General features: G+C 68.0%; 17 protein-coding genes, 2 tRNA genes and 1 pseudogene. 13 read left to right on the plus strand and 7 right to left on the minus strand.

The window, feature by feature from the left end; translation table 11 throughout:
- Positions 1-58: 58 nt before the first annotated feature.
- Positions 59-712, plus strand: coding sequence for an HNH endonuclease (locus EJK91_RS05415; RefSeq protein WP_046300576.1), 654 nt, complete (start codon positions 59-61; stop codon positions 710-712).
- A 3-nt stretch (positions 713-715) separates the two neighbouring features.
- Here EJK91_RS05415 and EJK91_RS05420 read toward each other — a convergent pair whose 3' ends face one another.
- Complete coding sequence (locus tag EJK91_RS05420; RefSeq protein WP_164517886.1) at positions 716-1,162, minus strand: hypothetical protein; 447 nt, start codon at positions 1,160-1,162, stop codon at positions 716-718.
- Between the two features lie 12 nt (positions 1,163-1,174).
- Entirely contained in the window at positions 1,175-2,212 is a 1,038-nt protein-coding gene (locus EJK91_RS05425) for a carbon-nitrogen hydrolase family protein (protein ID WP_125078433.1), read from the minus strand.
- Between the two features lie 210 nt (positions 2,213-2,422).
- Between EJK91_RS05425 and ctaJ the strand changes: the two genes are divergently transcribed.
- From ctaJ to EJK91_RS05440, 3 genes are all read left to right on the plus strand, one after another.
- The gene (ctaJ, locus tag EJK91_RS05430) at positions 2,423-2,647 is read left to right on the plus strand and encodes an aa3-type cytochrome oxidase subunit CtaJ (RefSeq protein WP_192830915.1); all 225 of its coding nucleotides are present in this window, start codon (positions 2,423-2,425) and stop codon (positions 2,645-2,647) included.
- On the plus strand, positions 2,634-3,101 hold the full coding sequence (locus EJK91_RS05435; protein ID WP_024440797.1) for a DUF5130 domain-containing protein: 468 nt from the start codon (positions 2,634-2,636) through the stop codon (positions 3,099-3,101). Before ctaJ ends, EJK91_RS05435 begins: the two co-directional genes overlap by 14 nt.
- A gap of 162 nt (positions 3,102-3,263) precedes the next feature.
- Positions 3,264-3,932, plus strand: coding sequence for a hypothetical protein (locus EJK91_RS05440; protein ID WP_241178629.1), 669 nt, complete (start codon positions 3,264-3,266; stop codon positions 3,930-3,932).
- On the opposite strand, the gene pepN is transcribed toward EJK91_RS05440, so the two are convergent.
- Positions 3,933-6,506: an aminopeptidase N gene (gene pepN / locus EJK91_RS05445; RefSeq protein WP_024440795.1), complete on the minus strand. Its 2,574-nt coding sequence runs from the start codon at positions 6,504-6,506 to the stop codon at positions 3,933-3,935.
- 60 nt (positions 6,507-6,566) lie between these two features.
- On the opposite strand from pepN, the gene EJK91_RS05450 reads away from it, so the two are divergent.
- Positions 6,567-6,947, plus strand: coding sequence for a DUF1304 domain-containing protein (locus EJK91_RS05450; protein ID WP_125078434.1), 381 nt, complete (start codon positions 6,567-6,569; stop codon positions 6,945-6,947).
- Positions 6,948-6,999: 52 nt separating this feature from the next.
- Here EJK91_RS05450 and EJK91_RS05455 read toward each other — a convergent pair whose 3' ends face one another.
- A complete protein-coding gene (locus EJK91_RS05455) occupies positions 7,000-7,386 on the minus strand; it encodes a hypothetical protein (protein WP_125078435.1) in 387 nt (128 codons plus the stop codon).
- A 198-nt stretch (positions 7,387-7,584) separates the two neighbouring features.
- On the opposite strand from EJK91_RS05455, the gene EJK91_RS05460 reads away from it, so the two are divergent.
- The 4 genes and pseudogenes from EJK91_RS05460 to EJK91_RS22290 form a co-directional block, all read left to right on the plus strand.
- Positions 7,585-8,199 carry a DsbA family oxidoreductase gene (locus EJK91_RS05460; protein WP_125078436.1) on the plus strand — a complete coding sequence of 205 codons (615 nt, stop codon included), beginning with the start codon at positions 7,585-7,587 and terminating at the stop codon, positions 8,197-8,199.
- Between the two features lie 41 nt (positions 8,200-8,240).
- On the plus strand, positions 8,241-8,720 hold the full coding sequence (locus tag EJK91_RS05465) for a ribose-5-phosphate isomerase (RefSeq protein ID WP_024440792.1): 480 nt from the start codon (positions 8,241-8,243) through the stop codon (positions 8,718-8,720).
- A 22-nt stretch (positions 8,721-8,742) separates the two neighbouring features.
- Positions 8,743-9,546 (plus strand): Fpg/Nei family DNA glycosylase, encoded by an 804-nt coding sequence (locus EJK91_RS05470; protein WP_125078437.1) that lies wholly within the window; start codon positions 8,743-8,745, stop codon positions 9,544-9,546.
- A 94-nt stretch (positions 9,547-9,640) separates the two neighbouring features.
- Positions 9,641-9,928, plus strand: a pseudogene (locus tag EJK91_RS22290) (hypothetical protein); the annotation flags it as partial.
- 141 nt (positions 9,929-10,069) lie between these two features.
- On the opposite strand, the gene EJK91_RS05480 reads toward EJK91_RS22290, so the two are convergent.
- Both EJK91_RS05480 and EJK91_RS05485 read right to left on the minus strand, forming a co-directional pair.
- A complete protein-coding gene (locus EJK91_RS05480; protein WP_125078439.1) occupies positions 10,070-11,293 on the minus strand; it encodes a serine hydrolase domain-containing protein in 1,224 nt (407 codons plus the stop codon).
- A gap of 219 nt (positions 11,294-11,512) precedes the next feature.
- Positions 11,513-11,583: transfer RNA gene (locus EJK91_RS05485), tRNA-Gly, on the minus strand.
- Positions 11,584-11,719: 136 nt separating this feature from the next.
- On the opposite strand from EJK91_RS05485, the gene EJK91_RS05490 reads away from it, so the two are divergent.
- The 4 genes from EJK91_RS05490 to clpP2 all read left to right on the plus strand — a co-directional run bounded on the left by EJK91_RS05490 (position 11,720) and on the right by clpP2 (position 14,611).
- Positions 11,720-11,796: transfer RNA gene (locus EJK91_RS05490), tRNA-Pro, on the plus strand.
- Between the two features lie 57 nt (positions 11,797-11,853).
- Positions 11,854-13,293 (plus strand): trigger factor, encoded by a 1,440-nt coding sequence (gene tig / locus EJK91_RS05495; RefSeq protein WP_024440789.1) that lies wholly within the window; start codon positions 11,854-11,856, stop codon positions 13,291-13,293.
- Positions 13,294-13,388: 95 nt separating this feature from the next.
- On the plus strand, positions 13,389-13,967 hold the full coding sequence (locus tag EJK91_RS05500; protein ID WP_024440788.1) for an ATP-dependent Clp protease proteolytic subunit: 579 nt from the start codon (positions 13,389-13,391) through the stop codon (positions 13,965-13,967).
- Positions 13,964-14,611, plus strand: a complete 648-nt coding sequence (gene clpP2, locus EJK91_RS05505) for an ATP-dependent CLP protease proteolytic subunit ClpP2 (protein WP_024440787.1) — start codon at positions 13,964-13,966, stop codon at positions 14,609-14,611. Before EJK91_RS05500 ends, clpP2 begins: the two co-directional genes overlap by 4 nt.
- Before the next feature lie 26 nt (positions 14,612-14,637).
- Here clpP2 and mmuM read toward each other — a convergent pair whose 3' ends face one another.
- The gene (mmuM, locus tag EJK91_RS05510) at positions 14,638-15,561 is read right to left on the minus strand and encodes a homocysteine S-methyltransferase (RefSeq protein WP_125078440.1); all 924 of its coding nucleotides are present in this window, start codon (positions 15,559-15,561) and stop codon (positions 14,638-14,640) included.
- Between the last annotated feature and the right edge of the window lie 68 nt (positions 15,562-15,629).

Genomic DNA, 15,629 nt, shown 5'->3' on the forward strand with positions numbered 1-15,629 from the left:
GGTGAACTGTTCGGCGGAGGTCAATGGTGCGACACATAAACCGGCTGCAAGACCGGATATGAAACGTCGGGGCCACCGCACCCCCGGTGCCCCACCGGCGAGCCTGAGCGGGCTTGCCACCGCCCCATGCCTGCATTCGGTCGCCACAGCCGGCGGTGTCACCGGTTCTGGGACCAGCAACGAAGCCGCATCCATCTGGACCCGTCGGCGGGTATTGCTGCTGAACTCCACCTTCGAGCCGTTGACGGCGCTTTCGCTGCGGCGTGCCGTGGTCATGCTGATCTGCGGTAAAGCCGACATCGTGCACGACGATCCGGCCGGCCCGGTAATCCACTCGGCGACCCGGTCGGTGCCGGTGCCGTCGGTGATCCGGCTGCGGAATTACGTTCGAGTGCCCTACCGCGCCCGGATCCCGTTGACCCGGGCCGCGCTGATGCACCGCGACCAGCACAGCTGCGCCTACTGCGGCGGCAAGGCCGACACCGTGGACCACGTGGTGCCGCGCAGTCGTGGCGGCGACCACTCCTGGGAGAACTGCGTAGCCGCCTGCTCGACCTGCAATCACCGCAAGGCGGACCGATTACTGGCCGAGATCGGCTGGACGCTGCGGTTGGTGCCCACCTCGCCCAAGGGCCAGCATTGGCGGCTGCTGGCGGTGATTCACGATCTCGATCCGGTGTGGATGCGCTACCTCGGTGAAGGCGCCGCCTGAGCGCTAGCCGTGACCGAGCCAACCGGCGAGGAACCCGGCGAACAGCACGCCAAACCCGCCCATCTCACCGACGATGAGCAGCACCATCGACACGTGCAGTCCCGCAGAGGGGTGCTCGAACTGGTTGGTGGTGTCCTGCAGGGCGCCGTGCACGATGTAGCTGACGATGGCGGCCAGGAAGTAGAACACGACCACCATGGCGGCAGTCAGATTCACCCACGTCGGCCAGGCGCTGAGCTCGACGAACACCGCCAACAGCAGCGTGGCGAAGGAATACAGCAATGCGGCACGGTGGGCGATGTCGACGTAGGGATGGGCGTGGCGCTCCGGCCGGGTGGCCATCTGCTGGTATTTCCAGACGCCCAGTCCCAGGGCGAGCAGGAAGATCAGGCCTGCCGCCAGCAGGGTGATCAGCGTGTCGGTGCGCAGTGCCGCGCCGGTCCAATCCATGACGGTGCCTCCTCAGACGTTCTGTGCGACGTTGTGCCGGTACCAGCGTCGCCCGTGCCAGCGTTGGTAGTGCCACACCGCGGTGGGCAGCGTCCCGCGGCGGTGCAGCCAGAAGCCGGCGGGCGGCGCGAGTCGAGCCGGCCGCCGACCGGGCGTGATCTCTGCGAGGACGATCCCTTCGCCTTGATCGGCGCGCCGTTCGGCGATGACAGTGCCGTCGGCGTCGGCGATCAGCGTGGCGCCTTCGAAATGGCCGTGGTAGCGAAGCGGCAGCCACGGCATCGCGCAGGTCAATGCCCCGGCGTGGGCGGCATGCACCACCGGTGCGCCGACGTACTGGGCGAACGACGCCGCAGCCTGGCGCGCGGTGCCGGCGTTGGTGCGTTCGAGACGGTCGAACAGGGCGTGGGGCGACCAGCGCGGAATCGACCACCAGCCCGAGCCGGTCATCACCAGGTCCACCCGGCCGCGCAGCCGGCGCACCGTCTGAGTGCGCATCAACTCCCAGCACACCGCCGCCCCGACCGTGTATTCGCCTGCCGCGATCACCCCGTCGTCGTCGCCGGTGGTGTAGAACGCGTTCTCCCACATGGTGGGCAGGTCCTTGTCGTGGCGGCCCACCACGCCGGGTCCAAGCGGCGGTCCCAGCTTCGGCTCTCCTTCGTCGGGCCGCGCTGAACCGCCGGGTCCATGCGGCGGTCCCAGCTTCGGCTCTCCTTCGTCGGGCCGCGCTGAACCGCCGTCGGGACCTGCGAGCAGATAGGCGTTGCGGACGTGGCCGTCGGTATCGCGACACAGGAAGGACCCACCGACCAGCGCGCGGTGCCGGCGAGCCAGCGCGGTGAGCAGTTCGGTGGCCGCGCCGCCGGGCGGTAAGGCCGCCGAAGCCAGCGCCGGCTCGAATCCGATACCGGTGGTGAAGAACTCCGGCAGGGCGATGATTCTGGCGCCGGCGCGGCCCGCCTCGTCGGCCAGCCGTTCACAGGCGGCGAGGTTGGCCGGAACGTCGCCGAGTACCGCCTCCAATTGGACCGCGGCAGCAAGAACCATGACTATCGCCTTTCCGGAACGACGGCGCAGCCCCTGGACCTCGAGCAACGTCTGCGGCAGGGTATGGCGCCACCATAATCGGTGCCCGTTCAGCAGGTGCTAGCCAGTCCCGGCGGGCCGACGTTCGGGTGTCCGCCCCGGCGCGGCGCACCGTCGGGCCGGGTTCCCGCACCGCTGGATGAGCGGTGGGATACCGTCTACGGCGTGAGCATGTTGGAAACCCTCGGCATCTTCATTGGCATCCCGGCGGCAATGTTCGCGCTGCTGGCCGCCCGGACCCTGACGCAGAAGGGGCCGCGCGCGGCCATCTATCAGATGTCGGAGCGGTGGACACACCCGCCGATCCTCTGGGCGGCGACCGACGAGGCCGTTGGTGGACACGGCCACGGCAATTCCGAGTTCAGCGTGGGGGGTGGAGCCAGTGGCAACTGGTGAAGTCGTAACGATCGATCCGGCTGACCTGCCGTACGGCTTTGTGGTCACCAACAGCGGCCGGGTTTCCGGGGTTACCGAACCCGGCGAGGCGTCGTTGCACTACCCGTTCCCGGTCAAGGAACTGGTGGCTCTCGATGACGCCCTGACCTACGCGTCGCGCGCCACCCAGTCCCGGTTCGCCACCTACATCGGCGACCTGGGTGCTGACACCGCCGCGCGGGCCCGCGAGATCTTGGCGAAGGTGCCCACCCCCAACGACGCCGTCTTGATCGCGGTCTCGCCGGACCAGAAGGCCATCGAGGTGGTCTACGGCGCGGGCGTGGCCGGCCGGATCGCCCCGGTTGCCGCACCGCAGGGTGTGGCCGCGGCGGCTGCGGCGTTCCGCGACGGCAACCTGATCGACGGTCTGGTCAGCGCGGTGCAGGTGATCAGCGCCGGCGTCTCGCCGGCCTAGTCGCTGGCTGTACCACCGGACGATCCCTTGGTCGCAAGCGTGAACCTCCCCGGTCCACACGCAGGACCGGAGGTCGTTTCCGCCCAGGCTCTGGCTGCACCCTCTCCAGCGCACCGGGCGTGGCTGGCGAACCTCGACCGGCGCGCTGTCGGACCGCGGGCGGTGACCGAAATCGTGCGCGAGCAGGGCCTTACGCGGGACAGCTTCCGGGCTCTGGACGTGATGGAGCAGATCACCGACCCGGATGGTAAGAGCTTCTTTATCATTCCCCGGACAGCCGGCGGCGATGCCGTGCGGCGCGCGGTGCTGCTGACCTACCTGCTCAATGCGGGCACCGGTTACGGCCGGGGCGGTGCGCGCAGTGACTTTTCCGAGACGCCGTACGGTGCCGCCGAGCTGCGGCGGATCATTGACCGTCAGCGGGCGAACCGCTGGAGCTATGCGGTGGTCCGAGGCATCTGCAACACCGGCGGCTGCGTGGCCGCCACCCCCAACGGCGTGCTGATGGTGGTGGGCGGCAACCGCATTCACGGTTCGTTCAGCCACCGCGGTGGCACCATGTGGGGTGATCTGTTCCTGGTCAACACCGAGCAAGTCTTCGATCCCGCCGGGCGGCTGCGCGAGATCGTCGAATCAGGGCGGCTCGGCCCTGGTGGACCGAGCCTGGACGCGCTGCTCCACCACGAGGAGATCCACGCCCAGCAGTGGGCTGCGCTGGGACCGGTGCGGTTGCCCGCGCGTTACCTCGCCGAGGAGGCGAGGGCGCGAATCTTCGGCGGTGTCAACAGTTTCGAGAAGGACGCCGGACTCAGCGACGGAGGATACCGCTGATCAAGCGGTATCAAAGGTGCGCGCCCGCAGCGACCGCTCCACCCCGGCCCGGCCCTCGGTGACCAACCGCCGCAGCGCCGGCGGGACCGAAGGGTCGGCCAGGAACGCGTCGGCGGCGTCCAACCCGGCCTGGCTGACATCCCACCCGGGGTACAGGCCGATCACCACGGTCTGCGCCACCTCGCTGGAACGCCGCTCCCACACCCCGGAGATCGCCTGAAAGTAGCGCGCGGTGAACGGCGCCAACAGCTCACCCTGGCCGGGCTGCACGATCCCGCCGATGATCGCGCGACCGGTGATGTTGGCCAACGTGTCGTCCTCGATCACCTGCTGCCAGGCCGCTTCCTTGACGGCGGGCTGCGGTCGGGCCGCCGACGCCTGAGCGCCTTGGCGTTGGCCGGCCGCGGTGGGGTCGCGCCGGATCTCCGCGTCGATCGCCGCAGCGTCCAGCGCACCGCCGCGGGCCAGCGCCACCACGATCCGCCAGCGCAGGTCGGTGTCGACGGCCAACCCGGCCAGCCCCTGGACGGCCGGGTCGGCGTCCAGCAGCGCGGCCAGCACCGTGATGTGCCGTTCGGCGAGCACCGAGGTGCACAGCGCGTTGAGATACGCCAGCTGGTGATCGGAGCCGGGATCGGCCTCGCGGGCCAGCTCCAGCAGCCGGTCGGCGAAAGCCGGCCAACCCTGCTCTGCGGCCCAGCCCGGCTCGGCGTAGAACCCCAGCGCGGTCTGCGCCTGCAGCAGCAGCCGCGAAGCGACGCCGACCTCGGTCTCGGCGCCGATGCCGCGCTGCACCAGTGCCACGAAGTCCCGGGCGCGCATCTCAGCCTCGCGCGTCATCTCCCAGGCCGCCGACCACACCAGGGTCCGCGGCAACGGCTCGGCGATATCGGCGATGCGCTCCGTCGCGGCGGCCAGTGACTCCGGGTCCAGCCGCAGCGCGCAGTAGGTCAGGTCGTCGTCATTGACCAGGATCAGCTTGCCGCGCGAAACTCCGACCAAGCCGGGCACTTCCGTGCTGGGCCCCTCGATGTCCAGCTCCTCGCGGTGCACCCGCACCAACCGGCCGGAACCGGCCGGGTCGTCGTCGTAGATGCCGATGGCCAACCGGTGCACCCGCGTCTCACCGGCACCCGGGGCAGCGCCGCCCTGCGTCACCGCGAATCGGGTGAAAACGGTTCCGCCGCCATTGTCTTCAGTATCGAAGTCCGCCCGCAGGGTGTTCAGTCCGGTGGTCTTCAGCCACTGCCGGCCCCAGTCGGACAGATCCCGGCCGGATGCCTTCTCCAGCGCCGCGAGCAGGTCGTCAAAGGTGGCGTTGTCGAAGGCGTGCGCGGCGAAGTAGTCGCGCAGGCCCGCCAGGAAGTGCTCCAGACCGACATAGGCCACCAACTGCTTGAGCACCGAAGCGCCTTTGGCGTAGGTGATCCCGTCGAAGTTGACCTCCACGGCGGCCAGGTCAGGGATGTCGGCGGCTATCGGGTGCGTCGACGGCAGCTGGTCTTGGCGATAAGCCCAGGACTTCTCCGCGTTCGCGAAGGTGGTCCAGGCGCTGGTGTATTCGGTTGCCTCGCTTTGGCACAGCACCGAGGCGAACGTCGCGAATGACTCGTTAAGCCACAGGTCGTCCCACCAGCGCATGGTGACCAGGTCGCCGAACCACATGTGTGCCATCTCGTGCAGCACGGTCTCGGCGCGCCGCTCATAAGACGCCCGGGTCACCTTGCTGCGAAAGACGTAGTCCTCCAGGAACGTCACCGCTCCGGCGTTCTCCATGGCGCCGGCGTTGAACTCCGGCACGAACAGCTGGTCGTACTTGCCGAAGGCATAGGGCACGCCGAAGTTGTTGTGGTAGAAGCCGAATCCTTGCTTGGTCTCGGTGAAGAGCCGCTCGGCGTCCATGTGCTGGGCCAGCGATGCCCGGCAGAATAGGCCCAGCGGAATCTCGCCGTGCTCGTCGCGATAGACGTCGTCCCAACGCGCATAGGGCCCGGCGATCAGCGCAACCAGATAGGTACTCATCTTGGGTGTGGTCTTGAAGGTGTGCACGCCGTCGCGCACGGAACTCGTGGCGCCGTTGGAGATCACCTGCCAGTGCGACGGCGCGGTGACGGTGATGTCGAAGCTGGCCTTGAGGTCGGGCTGGTCGAAGCAGGCGAACATCCGCTTGGCGTCGGCGGTTTCGAACTGCGAGTACAGGTACACCTCGTCGTCGACCGGGTCGACGAAGCGATGCAGGCCCTCCCCGGTGTTGGAGTAGTAGCACTGCGCGTCGATCTCGACGGTGTTGTGCTTGGCCAGGCCGCTCAGCGCGATGCCGACCGACTCGTCGTAGGCCGAGACATCGAGCGGGTGGCCGTTGAGGGTGGCGCTGTGGATCGTCTCGGCGGCGATGTCGATGACGGTGTCGCTGCCGGCCAGCGCGTCGAAGGTGACGACGGTGGTGGAGCGGAATGTGCGCTCGCCCGGGTTGCCGCTGCCATCGGTCAGGTCCAGGGCGATCCGGTAGTTGACGACGGTGACCGAAGCGGCCCGTTCGGCGGCTTGGTCGCGGGTGAGGTTAGGAAGTGCCACGCCCGCCAACAGTAGCCGCAGGACCGTGCGGGCGGGCTCCGGACCGAGTTTAATGAGGCCATGCACATGGCCAGTCTGACCTTCGCCGCGCTGGCCGCGGTGTTGCACGTCTACATCTTCGCGCTCGAGTCGCTGAGTTGGACCTCACCGCGCACTCGGGCCCTCTTCGGCACCACCGTCGCCGAAGCCGAAACCACCAAGACGCTGGCCTTCAACCAAGGTTTCTACAACCTGTTCCTGGCCATCGTCACGGTGGTCGGCATCGCCGCGTTCTCGTTGGACCACATCACCGTTGGGCATGCGCTGATCTTCGCCGGCGTGGGGTCCATGCTGGCCGCGGCGCTGGTTCTGGTGGCGTCGTCGCCCGACAAGGCCCGCGCCGCCGTCATTCAGGGTGCGTTCCCGGCGGTTGCGGTCGTGCTGCTGGCCCTGAGCCTGTAAACGCGCGGTGGGCATAGTTGTCCCCGTGGCGCTCTGCGGCATCGAGCAGCGGTCAGGCGCGGGTCAGAGCGAACGGGTAGGTGTCCACGTCGTGGTTGCCGCATTGGCCTTCCCAGAACACCTTCATCGTGCCCAGGTTGAATCCTGCGTCAATGGAGTACTCGCTGCGAACCGCGTCGCCGCAGGCTCCGTGACCGCTGCTGGGATGAACCCACCTGCCGTTGGTCAAGGTGAACACGGCGCCGTCGTTGCGGGTCGCAGTGCAGCCCTCCGTGGCGCAGGTGGAGGTGAACGTCCAGGTGTCGAAACGGTTTTCGGTGGGCCATGCGACACGATAGGTGCCGTCGGGTCCCGGATCGGCCTGAGCGCTCGCGGTCAGGAACAGTCCGGCTGCACCGAATGCGGCGCACACTATCGGCAGGGTTCGAGTGATTTTCATCGCTTGCCTCCGTCGCTGAGCTGGTCACCTGTGACGCTAAGCCGCCGGCTACAAGGGGCGCTATAAGGGATTTCCCTGGTATTTCGACCCGCGCCACCAGGGATTCGCGGCCAGGCGCGGTCCGCCGAATGGGAACATCAGTCCGCCCGGCATGGTTGTGTTTCGACAGTGACCGTCCGTAATCGAGAGGACCCTGCCATGCCCGCTCAAAGATCGCACGCCGAGCTCTGGTTCGACCCGTTGTGCCCGTGGTGCTGGATCACCTCCCGGTGGATCCTGGAGGTCGAGAAGGTCCGCGACATCGACGTCAGCTTCCACGTGATGAGTTTGGCCGTCCTCAACGAGGGGCGCGACGACCTTCCCGAGCAGTACCGTGAGGGCCTCAAGCACGCGTGGGGCCCGGTGCGGGTGGCGATCGCCGCGGAGCAGTTGCGCGGTAACGAGATCCTGCGGCCGCTGTACACCGCGCTGGGAACCCGGATCCACAATCAGAACAACAAGGACTTCCCGGACGTCATCGCCGGTGCGCTGGCCGAGGTGGGCCTGCCGGCCGAGCTGGCCGACGCCGCCACCAGCGACGCCTACGACGAGGCGCTGCGCGCGAGCCATCACGCCGGGATGGACGCCGTCGGCAAGGACGTCGGGACTCCGACCATCCACGTCAACGGAGTGGCGTTCTTCGGGCCGGTGCTGTCCCGCATTCCCCGCGGCGAGCAGGCGGGCGAGCTGTGGGACGCGTCGGTGACCTTCGCGTCCTACCCGCACTTCTGGGAGCTCAAGCGCACCCGCGGCGAGGCACCGGAGTTCGACTGACGGCTGGCGGGGGAGCAGACCGGGTCTGAGACAATGACGCCATGCGCGTCTACCTCGGCTGCGACCACGCCGGCTACGAACTCAAAGAAACGATCGTCGAGCACCTGAAGAAGGCCGGTCATGAGCCGGTCGACTGCGGGGCCTTCAGCTACGACGCCGAGGACGACTACCCAGCGTTCTGCATCGCGGCGGCGGCCCGCACGGTGGCCGACCCCGAGAGCCTCGGCATCGTGATCGGCGGGTCTGGCAACGGCGAACAGATCGCCGCCAACAAGGTGCCGGGGGCGCGGTGTGCCCTGGCCTGGAGCACCGAAACCGCGCAGCTGGCCCGGGAACACAACAACGCCCAGCTGATCGGCATCGGCGGCCGGATGCACACCACCGCTGAAGCGCTCGCCATCGTCGACGCGTTCTTGAGCACCCCGTGGTCGGAGGCCGAACGCCACCAGCGGCGCATCGACATCCTGGCTGCCTACGAGCGCACCCACGAGGCACCACCGGTGCCCGGCGCGCCCGCCTGACGTCGGCACAGACTGGTCTGACATGCCGGAGGGGCACATCCTGCACCGGCTGGCCCGGCTCCATCAGCGCCGCTTCGCCGGGGCGCCGGTCGCGGTGTCCAGCCCGCAGGGTCGCTTCGAATCCGGCGCCGCCGTAGTCGACGGGCAGCCCCTGCTGCGTGCCGAGGCGTGGGGCAAGCACCTGTTCCACCACTACGGGCGCGGGCCGATCGTGCATGTGCACCTGGGGATCTACGGCCACTTCACCGAGTTCGACCTTTCTGAAGGCGGCCTGCCCGAACCGGTCGGCCAGGTGCGGATGCGGATGGTGGGCGCCGATTACGGCACCGATCTGCGTGGTCCGGCCGCATGCGAGGTGGTCGACGAGGCCCAAGTCGCCGACGTGATCGCGCGGCTGGGACCCGACCCGCTGCGCGGTGACGCCGATCCGTCGCTTGCTTTCAAGCGAATTACCAAGTCCCGCAAGACTATTGCTGCGTTGCTGATGGACCAGTCGGTGCTGGCCGGGGTCGGCAACGTCTACCGCAGCGAGGTGCTGTTCCGGCACCGGATCGACCCCTACCGGCCCGGTGTGCAGATCGGCGAAGCGGACTACGCCGAGATCTGGGCCGACTTGGTGGCGCTGATGAAGGTCGGGCTGCGTCGCGGCAGCATCGTCGTCGTCCGGCCCGAGGATGACCACGGCGCACCGGCGTACGCGGCCGGCAAGCCTCGCACCTACGTCTACCGCCGCGCCGGCGACCCGTGCCGGGTGTGCGGGACTGCCGTGCGGACCGCTGAACTTGAGGGCCGCAATGTGTTCTGGTGTCCATCGTGCCAGTCCTGATCTCCGGGTCGGCCAGCTAACTGCCCGCGAAAGCCCATGATTTGCAGGCGTTTTGGGTGTTTTGGCGGTAGGTGGCGTGGCTATAACCGATCGTATGGAATGGCTCAGCAGAATCTCCGCTGCCACGTTTGCCATCGCTGCAGGCACGGGGCTGATCGGACTCGGCGTCGCTGCCCACGCTCGCGCGCTGCCGGCGCCGGCGCCGGTCTACCACTGGTGTCCCGGCCAGGCCTGGGATCCAGCGTGGGGCATGAACTGGGAGAAGAACGAATGCCACGACGATCACCACCGTGATCGCGACGGCAATGACCACAGTCGCGACTTCCGCGACGATCAGGGTGGGCCCGGTGGTATCGATCAAGACGGGCCGCAAGAGCCGCATCCCCAAGCACCCCAGAACCGGCAAGGTTCCCAGGGACCACAGGGGCCGGGCGGACCCCAACAACCCGGCGGCTACGACCACCCGGGTAACCCCGGTCAGCCGGGATCCGGCCCCCGCTGAGCTGCGGCCGCGGGCGGTAGCTCAGTCGTCGTACACCGTCTCGCGCCGGGGCCGAAGCGCCACCCCGAGTGCCCGGTAGATCTCGTTGGACAACACCACGCTGCGAGGGTCGGCATTGGCCTGGGTGTGGTCGAACCGGTTCATCACGTAGCCGTAGCCGATCCGGTGCTCCAGATCGGCGAACGCGAACGACCCGCCGAGGCCACCGTGACCGAAGATCCGCCGGTTGGGCCCGTTGACCCCCTGGGCGTTGAGCATGTAGCCCATGCCCCAGCCGTGCTCGGCCACTCGGGGCCCGAGCACCAGGTCGGTTTCGGTGCCGCCCTGCAGTACCCGCAGGCGGTCCATGGCGGCCCGGCTGAGCACCTTCTCCTGCACCAGGCCGTTGTAGAACGTGGCCATGCCCAGGGCGGAGACCTGGGCGTTGGTGCCGGGGAACTCCAACTGGCGCCACAGCGTCAGGTCGTTGGTGGCGATCTCGTCGTCGGGGGCGAAGCCCATCGCGACCGCCAGTCCGGCCTTGGGGTGGTCGTCCAATGACGTCGGCCGTTTCGGCGCGCCGGCCGAAGACAGCATCTCCCGGATCGTCGGCTTGCCCACCGGGTCGGCACATCGGTAGGCCTGCTGCTCGGCAGGCACGCCGATGTGCACCTCGGCGCCCAGCGGTCCGGCGACCTCGGTGCGCAGGTACTGGCTCACCGTCAATCCGGTCACCCGCCGGACGACCTCGCCGATGATGAAGCCGTAGCTGGTCATGTGGTAGCCCTGCGCGGTCCCGGGACGCCACCACGGTTCGGCGGCGGCAAGGCGCTCGCAGACCAGATCCCAGTCGGTGACGTCGCGCCAGTGCATCGGTTCCCGCGGCCCGATCGCCCCGGAGCGGTGCGCCAGCACCATCGCCAGGGAGATGTCGCCCTTGCCGGCCTGGCCGAACTGCGGCCAGTAATGGGCCACCGGGACCCGCAGGTCCAGTTCCCCGGCATCGGCGAGCCGGTGCACGCAGGTGCTGGTCAGGCCCTTGCTGCCCGACAGCACGGTGCTCAGCGTGTCTTCCTGCCAGGGCTGCTGGCCCTCGACGTCGGCGGAGCCGGCCCACAGATTGACCACGAGTTCGCCGTCGACGTAGGCCGCTACGGCCGCGCCGAGTTCGTCGCGCTCGGTGAAGTTGCGCTCGAACTCGGACCGCACCTGCGCAAAGCGCGGGGAGCACGTCCCATGGATTTGGACGTGCCGTGTGCCGCCCATGGCGTGCCTTCCTGCTAGGGAGAATCCCCTTCCGCGGGGGCGACGGGGCGCTCGGACCCGCGTAGCTCGCTTCGAAGGATAAGTCCGCCGTGACGGGGGAGTACAGCAGCCCCCGACCCCGGTTCGCATACGCCTCTGACCTGTTGCTGGTCACGAGGGGGAACCCCCGCGGGAGTCCGTCGAATCGCAGGTCGACGGACTCCACGCTGGTTCTCGCAGAGCGGGCGACGGGAATCGAACCCGCGTAGCTAGTTTGGAAGACTAGGGCTCTACCATTGAGCTACGCCCGCATGAACAGCTAGAGCGAGACTGTACCGGCGTGGCGGACCCGAAATCCAATTGCCCCGTCGCGGTGGCTTCGTGGGGCGTTGGCAGCAGGTCATTGTGATTACCGTTATGCCGGGCCGTAGGATCGCCTGGTCAGTGCGGGGTGTAGCGCAGCTTGGTAGCGCATCCGCTTTGGGAGCGGAAGGCCGCAGGTTCAAATCCTGTCACCCCGACCAGCAGCGCGCGCCGCACCGGCACGACCGACCATGTCAACGATATCGAGGAGTACACCCGTGAAGAGCACCGTCGAGCAGCTGACCCCGACCCGGGTTCGCATCAACGTTGAGGTGCCGTTCACCGAGCTTAAGCCGGACTTCGAGCGGACCTACAAGCAGTTGGCGCAGCAGGTGCGGGTGCCGGGCTTCCGGCCGGGCAAGGCTCCGGCCAAGCTCATCGAGGCCCGCTTCGGTCGTGCCGCCGTGTTGCAGCAGGTGGTCAACGAGGCGTTGCCGAGTCGCTACACCGAGGCGGTCACGAGCTCGGACCTCAAGCCGCTGGGTCAGCCCGACATCGAGGTCACCAAGCTCGACGACGGTGAGAACATCACCTTCACCGCCGAGGTCGACGTGCGTCCGGAGATCACGCTGCCTGACCTGGAGCAGCTCAAGATCACCGTGGACCCCATCGAGGTCAACGATGACGAGGTCGACGCCGAGCTCGACTCGCTGCGCGCCCGGTTCGGCACCCTGACCGGTGTCGATCGCCCGGCCGCCAAGGGCGACTTCGTCTCGATCGACCTGGACGCCACCGTCGACGGCGAGACGGTTGAAGGCGCTGCCACCGAGGGGCTGTCGCACGAGGTCGGATCGGGCCAGCTCATCGAGGGCCTCGACGACGCCATCGTGGGGCTGTCGGCCGGTGAGAGCAAGTCCTTCACCACCAAGCTCGCGGCCGGCCCGCAGGCCGGTAAAGACGCTGAGGTCACCGTCACGGTTCAGTCGGTCAAGGAGCGTGAGCTGCCGGAGGCCGACGACGAATTCGCGCAGCTGGCCAGCGAATACGACACCATCGGCGAACTCCGCGAGAACCTCATCGAGCAGGTGAGCCGGACCAAGCGCATCCAGCAGGCCGAGAAGGTCCGCGAGGTGACGCTGGAGACTCTGGTCGAGCAGGTAGAGATGCCGCTGCCCGAGGCTGTGGTGCAGGCGCACATTGACAACGCCCTGCACAACGCCCTGCATGGTCTTGACCACGACGAGAACAAGTTCGCCGAGTCGCTAGCCGAGAAGGGCTCCTCGCGCGCCGAGTTCGACGCCGAGACACGCAGCGAGGCCGAGAAGTCGGTGAAGACCCAGCTGCTGCTCGACGCGCTCGGCGACAAGCTCGAGATCCAGGTAGGCCAGAACGACCTCACCCAGCACCTGGTGCTGATGGCACGTCAGTACGGCATCCCGCCGCAGCAGCTGGTGCAGTTCCTGCAGCAGAACAACCAGCTGCCGGCGGTCTTCGCCGACGTGCGCCGCGGCATGGCGCTGGCCGCGGCGGTGCGTGCGGCTGAGGTCAGCGACACCGCGGGCAACGCGATCGACACCGCTGAGTTCTTCGGAACCGACTCGGATGAGGGCGGCGAAGCCGCCGACGCGGCCGCCGAAGCGTTGGCCGCCGCCGAGGAAGCCGAGGAAGGCGACGACGCGGTTGAGGCCGTTGAGGCCGAGGCAGCATCCGACGAGTGACGCTGTAAGCGAACTAAGCCGGTTCGGACCGCCCTGAGCCGTCCCGGTTGGTTAGGGTCGGTGCATATGAATCTCGAGAAAGCAGGTATCCCACTGTGAGCCAGCCCGGACTGAATCTCGTCGACTCGGTATACGAGCGGCTACTGCGAGAACGCATCATCTTCCTGGGGTCGCAGGTGGACGACGACATCGCCAACCGGCTGTGCGCCCAGATCCTGCTGTTGGCCGCCGAGGATCCGACCAAGGACATCTCGCTCTACATCAACTCCCCGGGCGGTTCGATCAGCGCGGGCATGGCGATCTACGACACCATGGTCCTGGCGCCCTGTGACGTCGCCACCTACGCCATGGGCATGGCCGCCTCGATGGGCGAGTTCCTGCTCGCGGCGGGCACCAAGGGCAAGCGTTACGCCCTGCCGCACGCCCGGATCCTGATGCACCAGCCGTTGGGCGGGGTGACCGGCAGCGCCGCCGACATCGCCATCCAGGCCGAGCAGTTCGCGGTCATCAAGAAGGAGATGTTCCGGCTCAACGCCGAGTTCACCGGGCAGTCCATCGAGCGCATCGAGGCCGACTCCGACCGCGACCGCTGGTTCACCGCCCAGGAAGCCCTGGAATACGGCTTCGTCGATCACATCATCACCAGCGCCCACGTCAACGGAGCCGCATCATGAACCCCGAAACCTTGCGAGCCATCGCACCGCAGGCGCGCTACATCCTGCCGTCGTTCGTGGAGCACTCCAGCTGGGGTGTCAAGGAGTCGAACCCGTACAACAAGCTGTTCGAGGAGCGGATCATCTTCCTGGGTGTCCAGGTCGACGACGCCTCGGCCAACGACATCATGGCCCAGTTGCTGGTCCTCGAGTCGCTGGACCCCGACCGCGACATCACCATGTACATCAACTCCCCGGGTGGTTCCTTCACCTCGCTGATGGCGATCTACGACACCATGCAGTACGTGCGGGCCGACATCCAGACCGTGTGCCTGGGTCAGGCCGCGTCGGCTGCGGCGGTGCTGCTGGCGGCGGGCACACCCGGCAAGCGGATGGCGCTGCCCAACGCCCGGGTGCTGATCCACCAGCCGTCGCTGTCCGGAGTGATCCAGGGCCAGTTCTCGGATCTGGAGATCCAGGCCGCCGAGATCGAGCGGATGCGGACCCTGATGGAGTCCACCCTGGCCCGCCATACCGGCAAGGACGCCGAGCAGGTCCGCAAGGACACCGACCGCGACAAGATCCTCACCGCGGTCGAGGCCAAGGAGTACGGGATCATCGACACCGTGCTGGAGTACCGGAAGCTGTCGGCGCAGACCGCCTAGCTATTTCTTCAACACCGAGCGTGCATTCAGCGCGAATTTCCGTTGGGATTTTCGCGCTGAGTGCACGTTCGGCGTATTTCGGCCGCCAGCGCGGTGATATCGGCCGGACTGACCCGGCAGCAACCGCCCACGATGCGTGCTCCGGCGGCCACCCATTGCGGCACCAGCGCCGGCGAGAGCCGCTTCGGTCCGACCCACTCCCCGGAGTCCCAGCGCTCACCGCTGTTGGGGTACACGATCACCGGCTTGCCGGTGACCTGGTGGGCGATATCGATCGCCGGCAGGACGTCTTCGGGGGCGCAGCAGTTGACCCCCACCGCGACGATCTGCGGCACACCGGCGGCCACCGCGAAGGCCTCGGCAAGGGGCTGTCCGCCACGGGTTTGCGCGCCATCGATCGTGTAACTGAGCCAGGCCGGCACATCCGTCTCCCGGACCAGACCCACCAGTGCCGCTGCCTCATCGAGGTCCGGCACGGTCTCCAGCGCGAGCAGATCGGCGCCGGCGTCGGCCAGGATCTCGAACCGGGGCCGGTGCCACACAGACAGTTGGCCGACCGAAAGTCCGTACCGGCCGCGGTATTCCGAGCCGTCGGCGCGAGCGGCGCCGTACGGGCCGACCGACGCCGCAACCCAGTGCGCACGCTCGCCGCCGGCCTGGCGGGCCAGGTCCACGCTGCGGCGCAACAGCCCAGCGGCTGCCCGGCGATCGATCCCGCGGGCGGCAAACCCCTCGAAGCTTGCCTGGTAGCTGGCGGTCGTCGCGATCTGTGCGCCGGCGGTCAGGAAGGCCGCATGCACGGACGCGATGTCGCGGGGTGCCTCAACGAGCAACCGGGCAGACCACAGTGGGTCGGACAGGTCGGCCCCGCGGGCTTCCAGTTCCGTCGCCAGCCCCCCATCGGCGACCAGCACGGTATCGTCGGGCACGGCGAACCCCACGTTTGCCACTCTAGAGCTGGAAAGGCTCCGCCCGTCTCACAGCCGGGTAACGCCCCCGAAACGCTCACGCCACGCCA

Origin of the sequence: Mycobacterium sp. P7213 (genome assembly GCF_900604305.1) — a bacterium.
GTDB lineage: Bacteria > Actinomycetota > Actinomycetes > Mycobacteriales > Mycobacteriaceae > Mycobacterium.

Coding starts and splice junctions, on each gene's coding strand:
- clpP2 (WP_024440787.1), top strand. CDS start 13,964: ATGAACCCCGAAACCTTGCGAGCCATCGCACCGCAGGCGCGCTACATC.
- EJK91_RS05415 (WP_046300576.1), top strand. CDS start 59: ATGAAACGTCGGGGCCACCGCACCCCCGGTGCCCCACCGGCGAGCCTG.
- EJK91_RS05480 (WP_125078439.1), bottom strand. CDS start 11,293: ATGGGCGGCACACGGCACGTCCAAATCCATGGGACGTGCTCCCCGCGC.
- ctaJ (WP_192830915.1), top strand. CDS start 2,423: ATGTTGGAAACCCTCGGCATCTTCATTGGCATCCCGGCGGCAATGTTC.
- EJK91_RS05460 (WP_125078436.1), top strand. CDS start 7,585: ATGCCCGCTCAAAGATCGCACGCCGAGCTCTGGTTCGACCCGTTGTGC.
- EJK91_RS05425 (WP_125078433.1), bottom strand. CDS start 2,212: ATGGTTCTTGCTGCCGCGGTCCAATTGGAGGCGGTACTCGGCGACGTT.
- EJK91_RS05455 (WP_125078435.1), bottom strand. CDS start 7,386: ATGAAAATCACTCGAACCCTGCCGATAGTGTGCGCCGCATTCGGTGCA.
- EJK91_RS05420 (WP_164517886.1), bottom strand. CDS start 1,162: ATGGATTGGACCGGCGCGGCACTGCGCACCGACACGCTGATCACCCTG.
- EJK91_RS05470 (WP_125078437.1), top strand. CDS start 8,743: ATGCCGGAGGGGCACATCCTGCACCGGCTGGCCCGGCTCCATCAGCGC.
- EJK91_RS05465 (WP_024440792.1), top strand. CDS start 8,241: ATGCGCGTCTACCTCGGCTGCGACCACGCCGGCTACGAACTCAAAGAA.
- EJK91_RS05450 (WP_125078434.1), top strand. CDS start 6,567: ATGCACATGGCCAGTCTGACCTTCGCCGCGCTGGCCGCGGTGTTGCAC.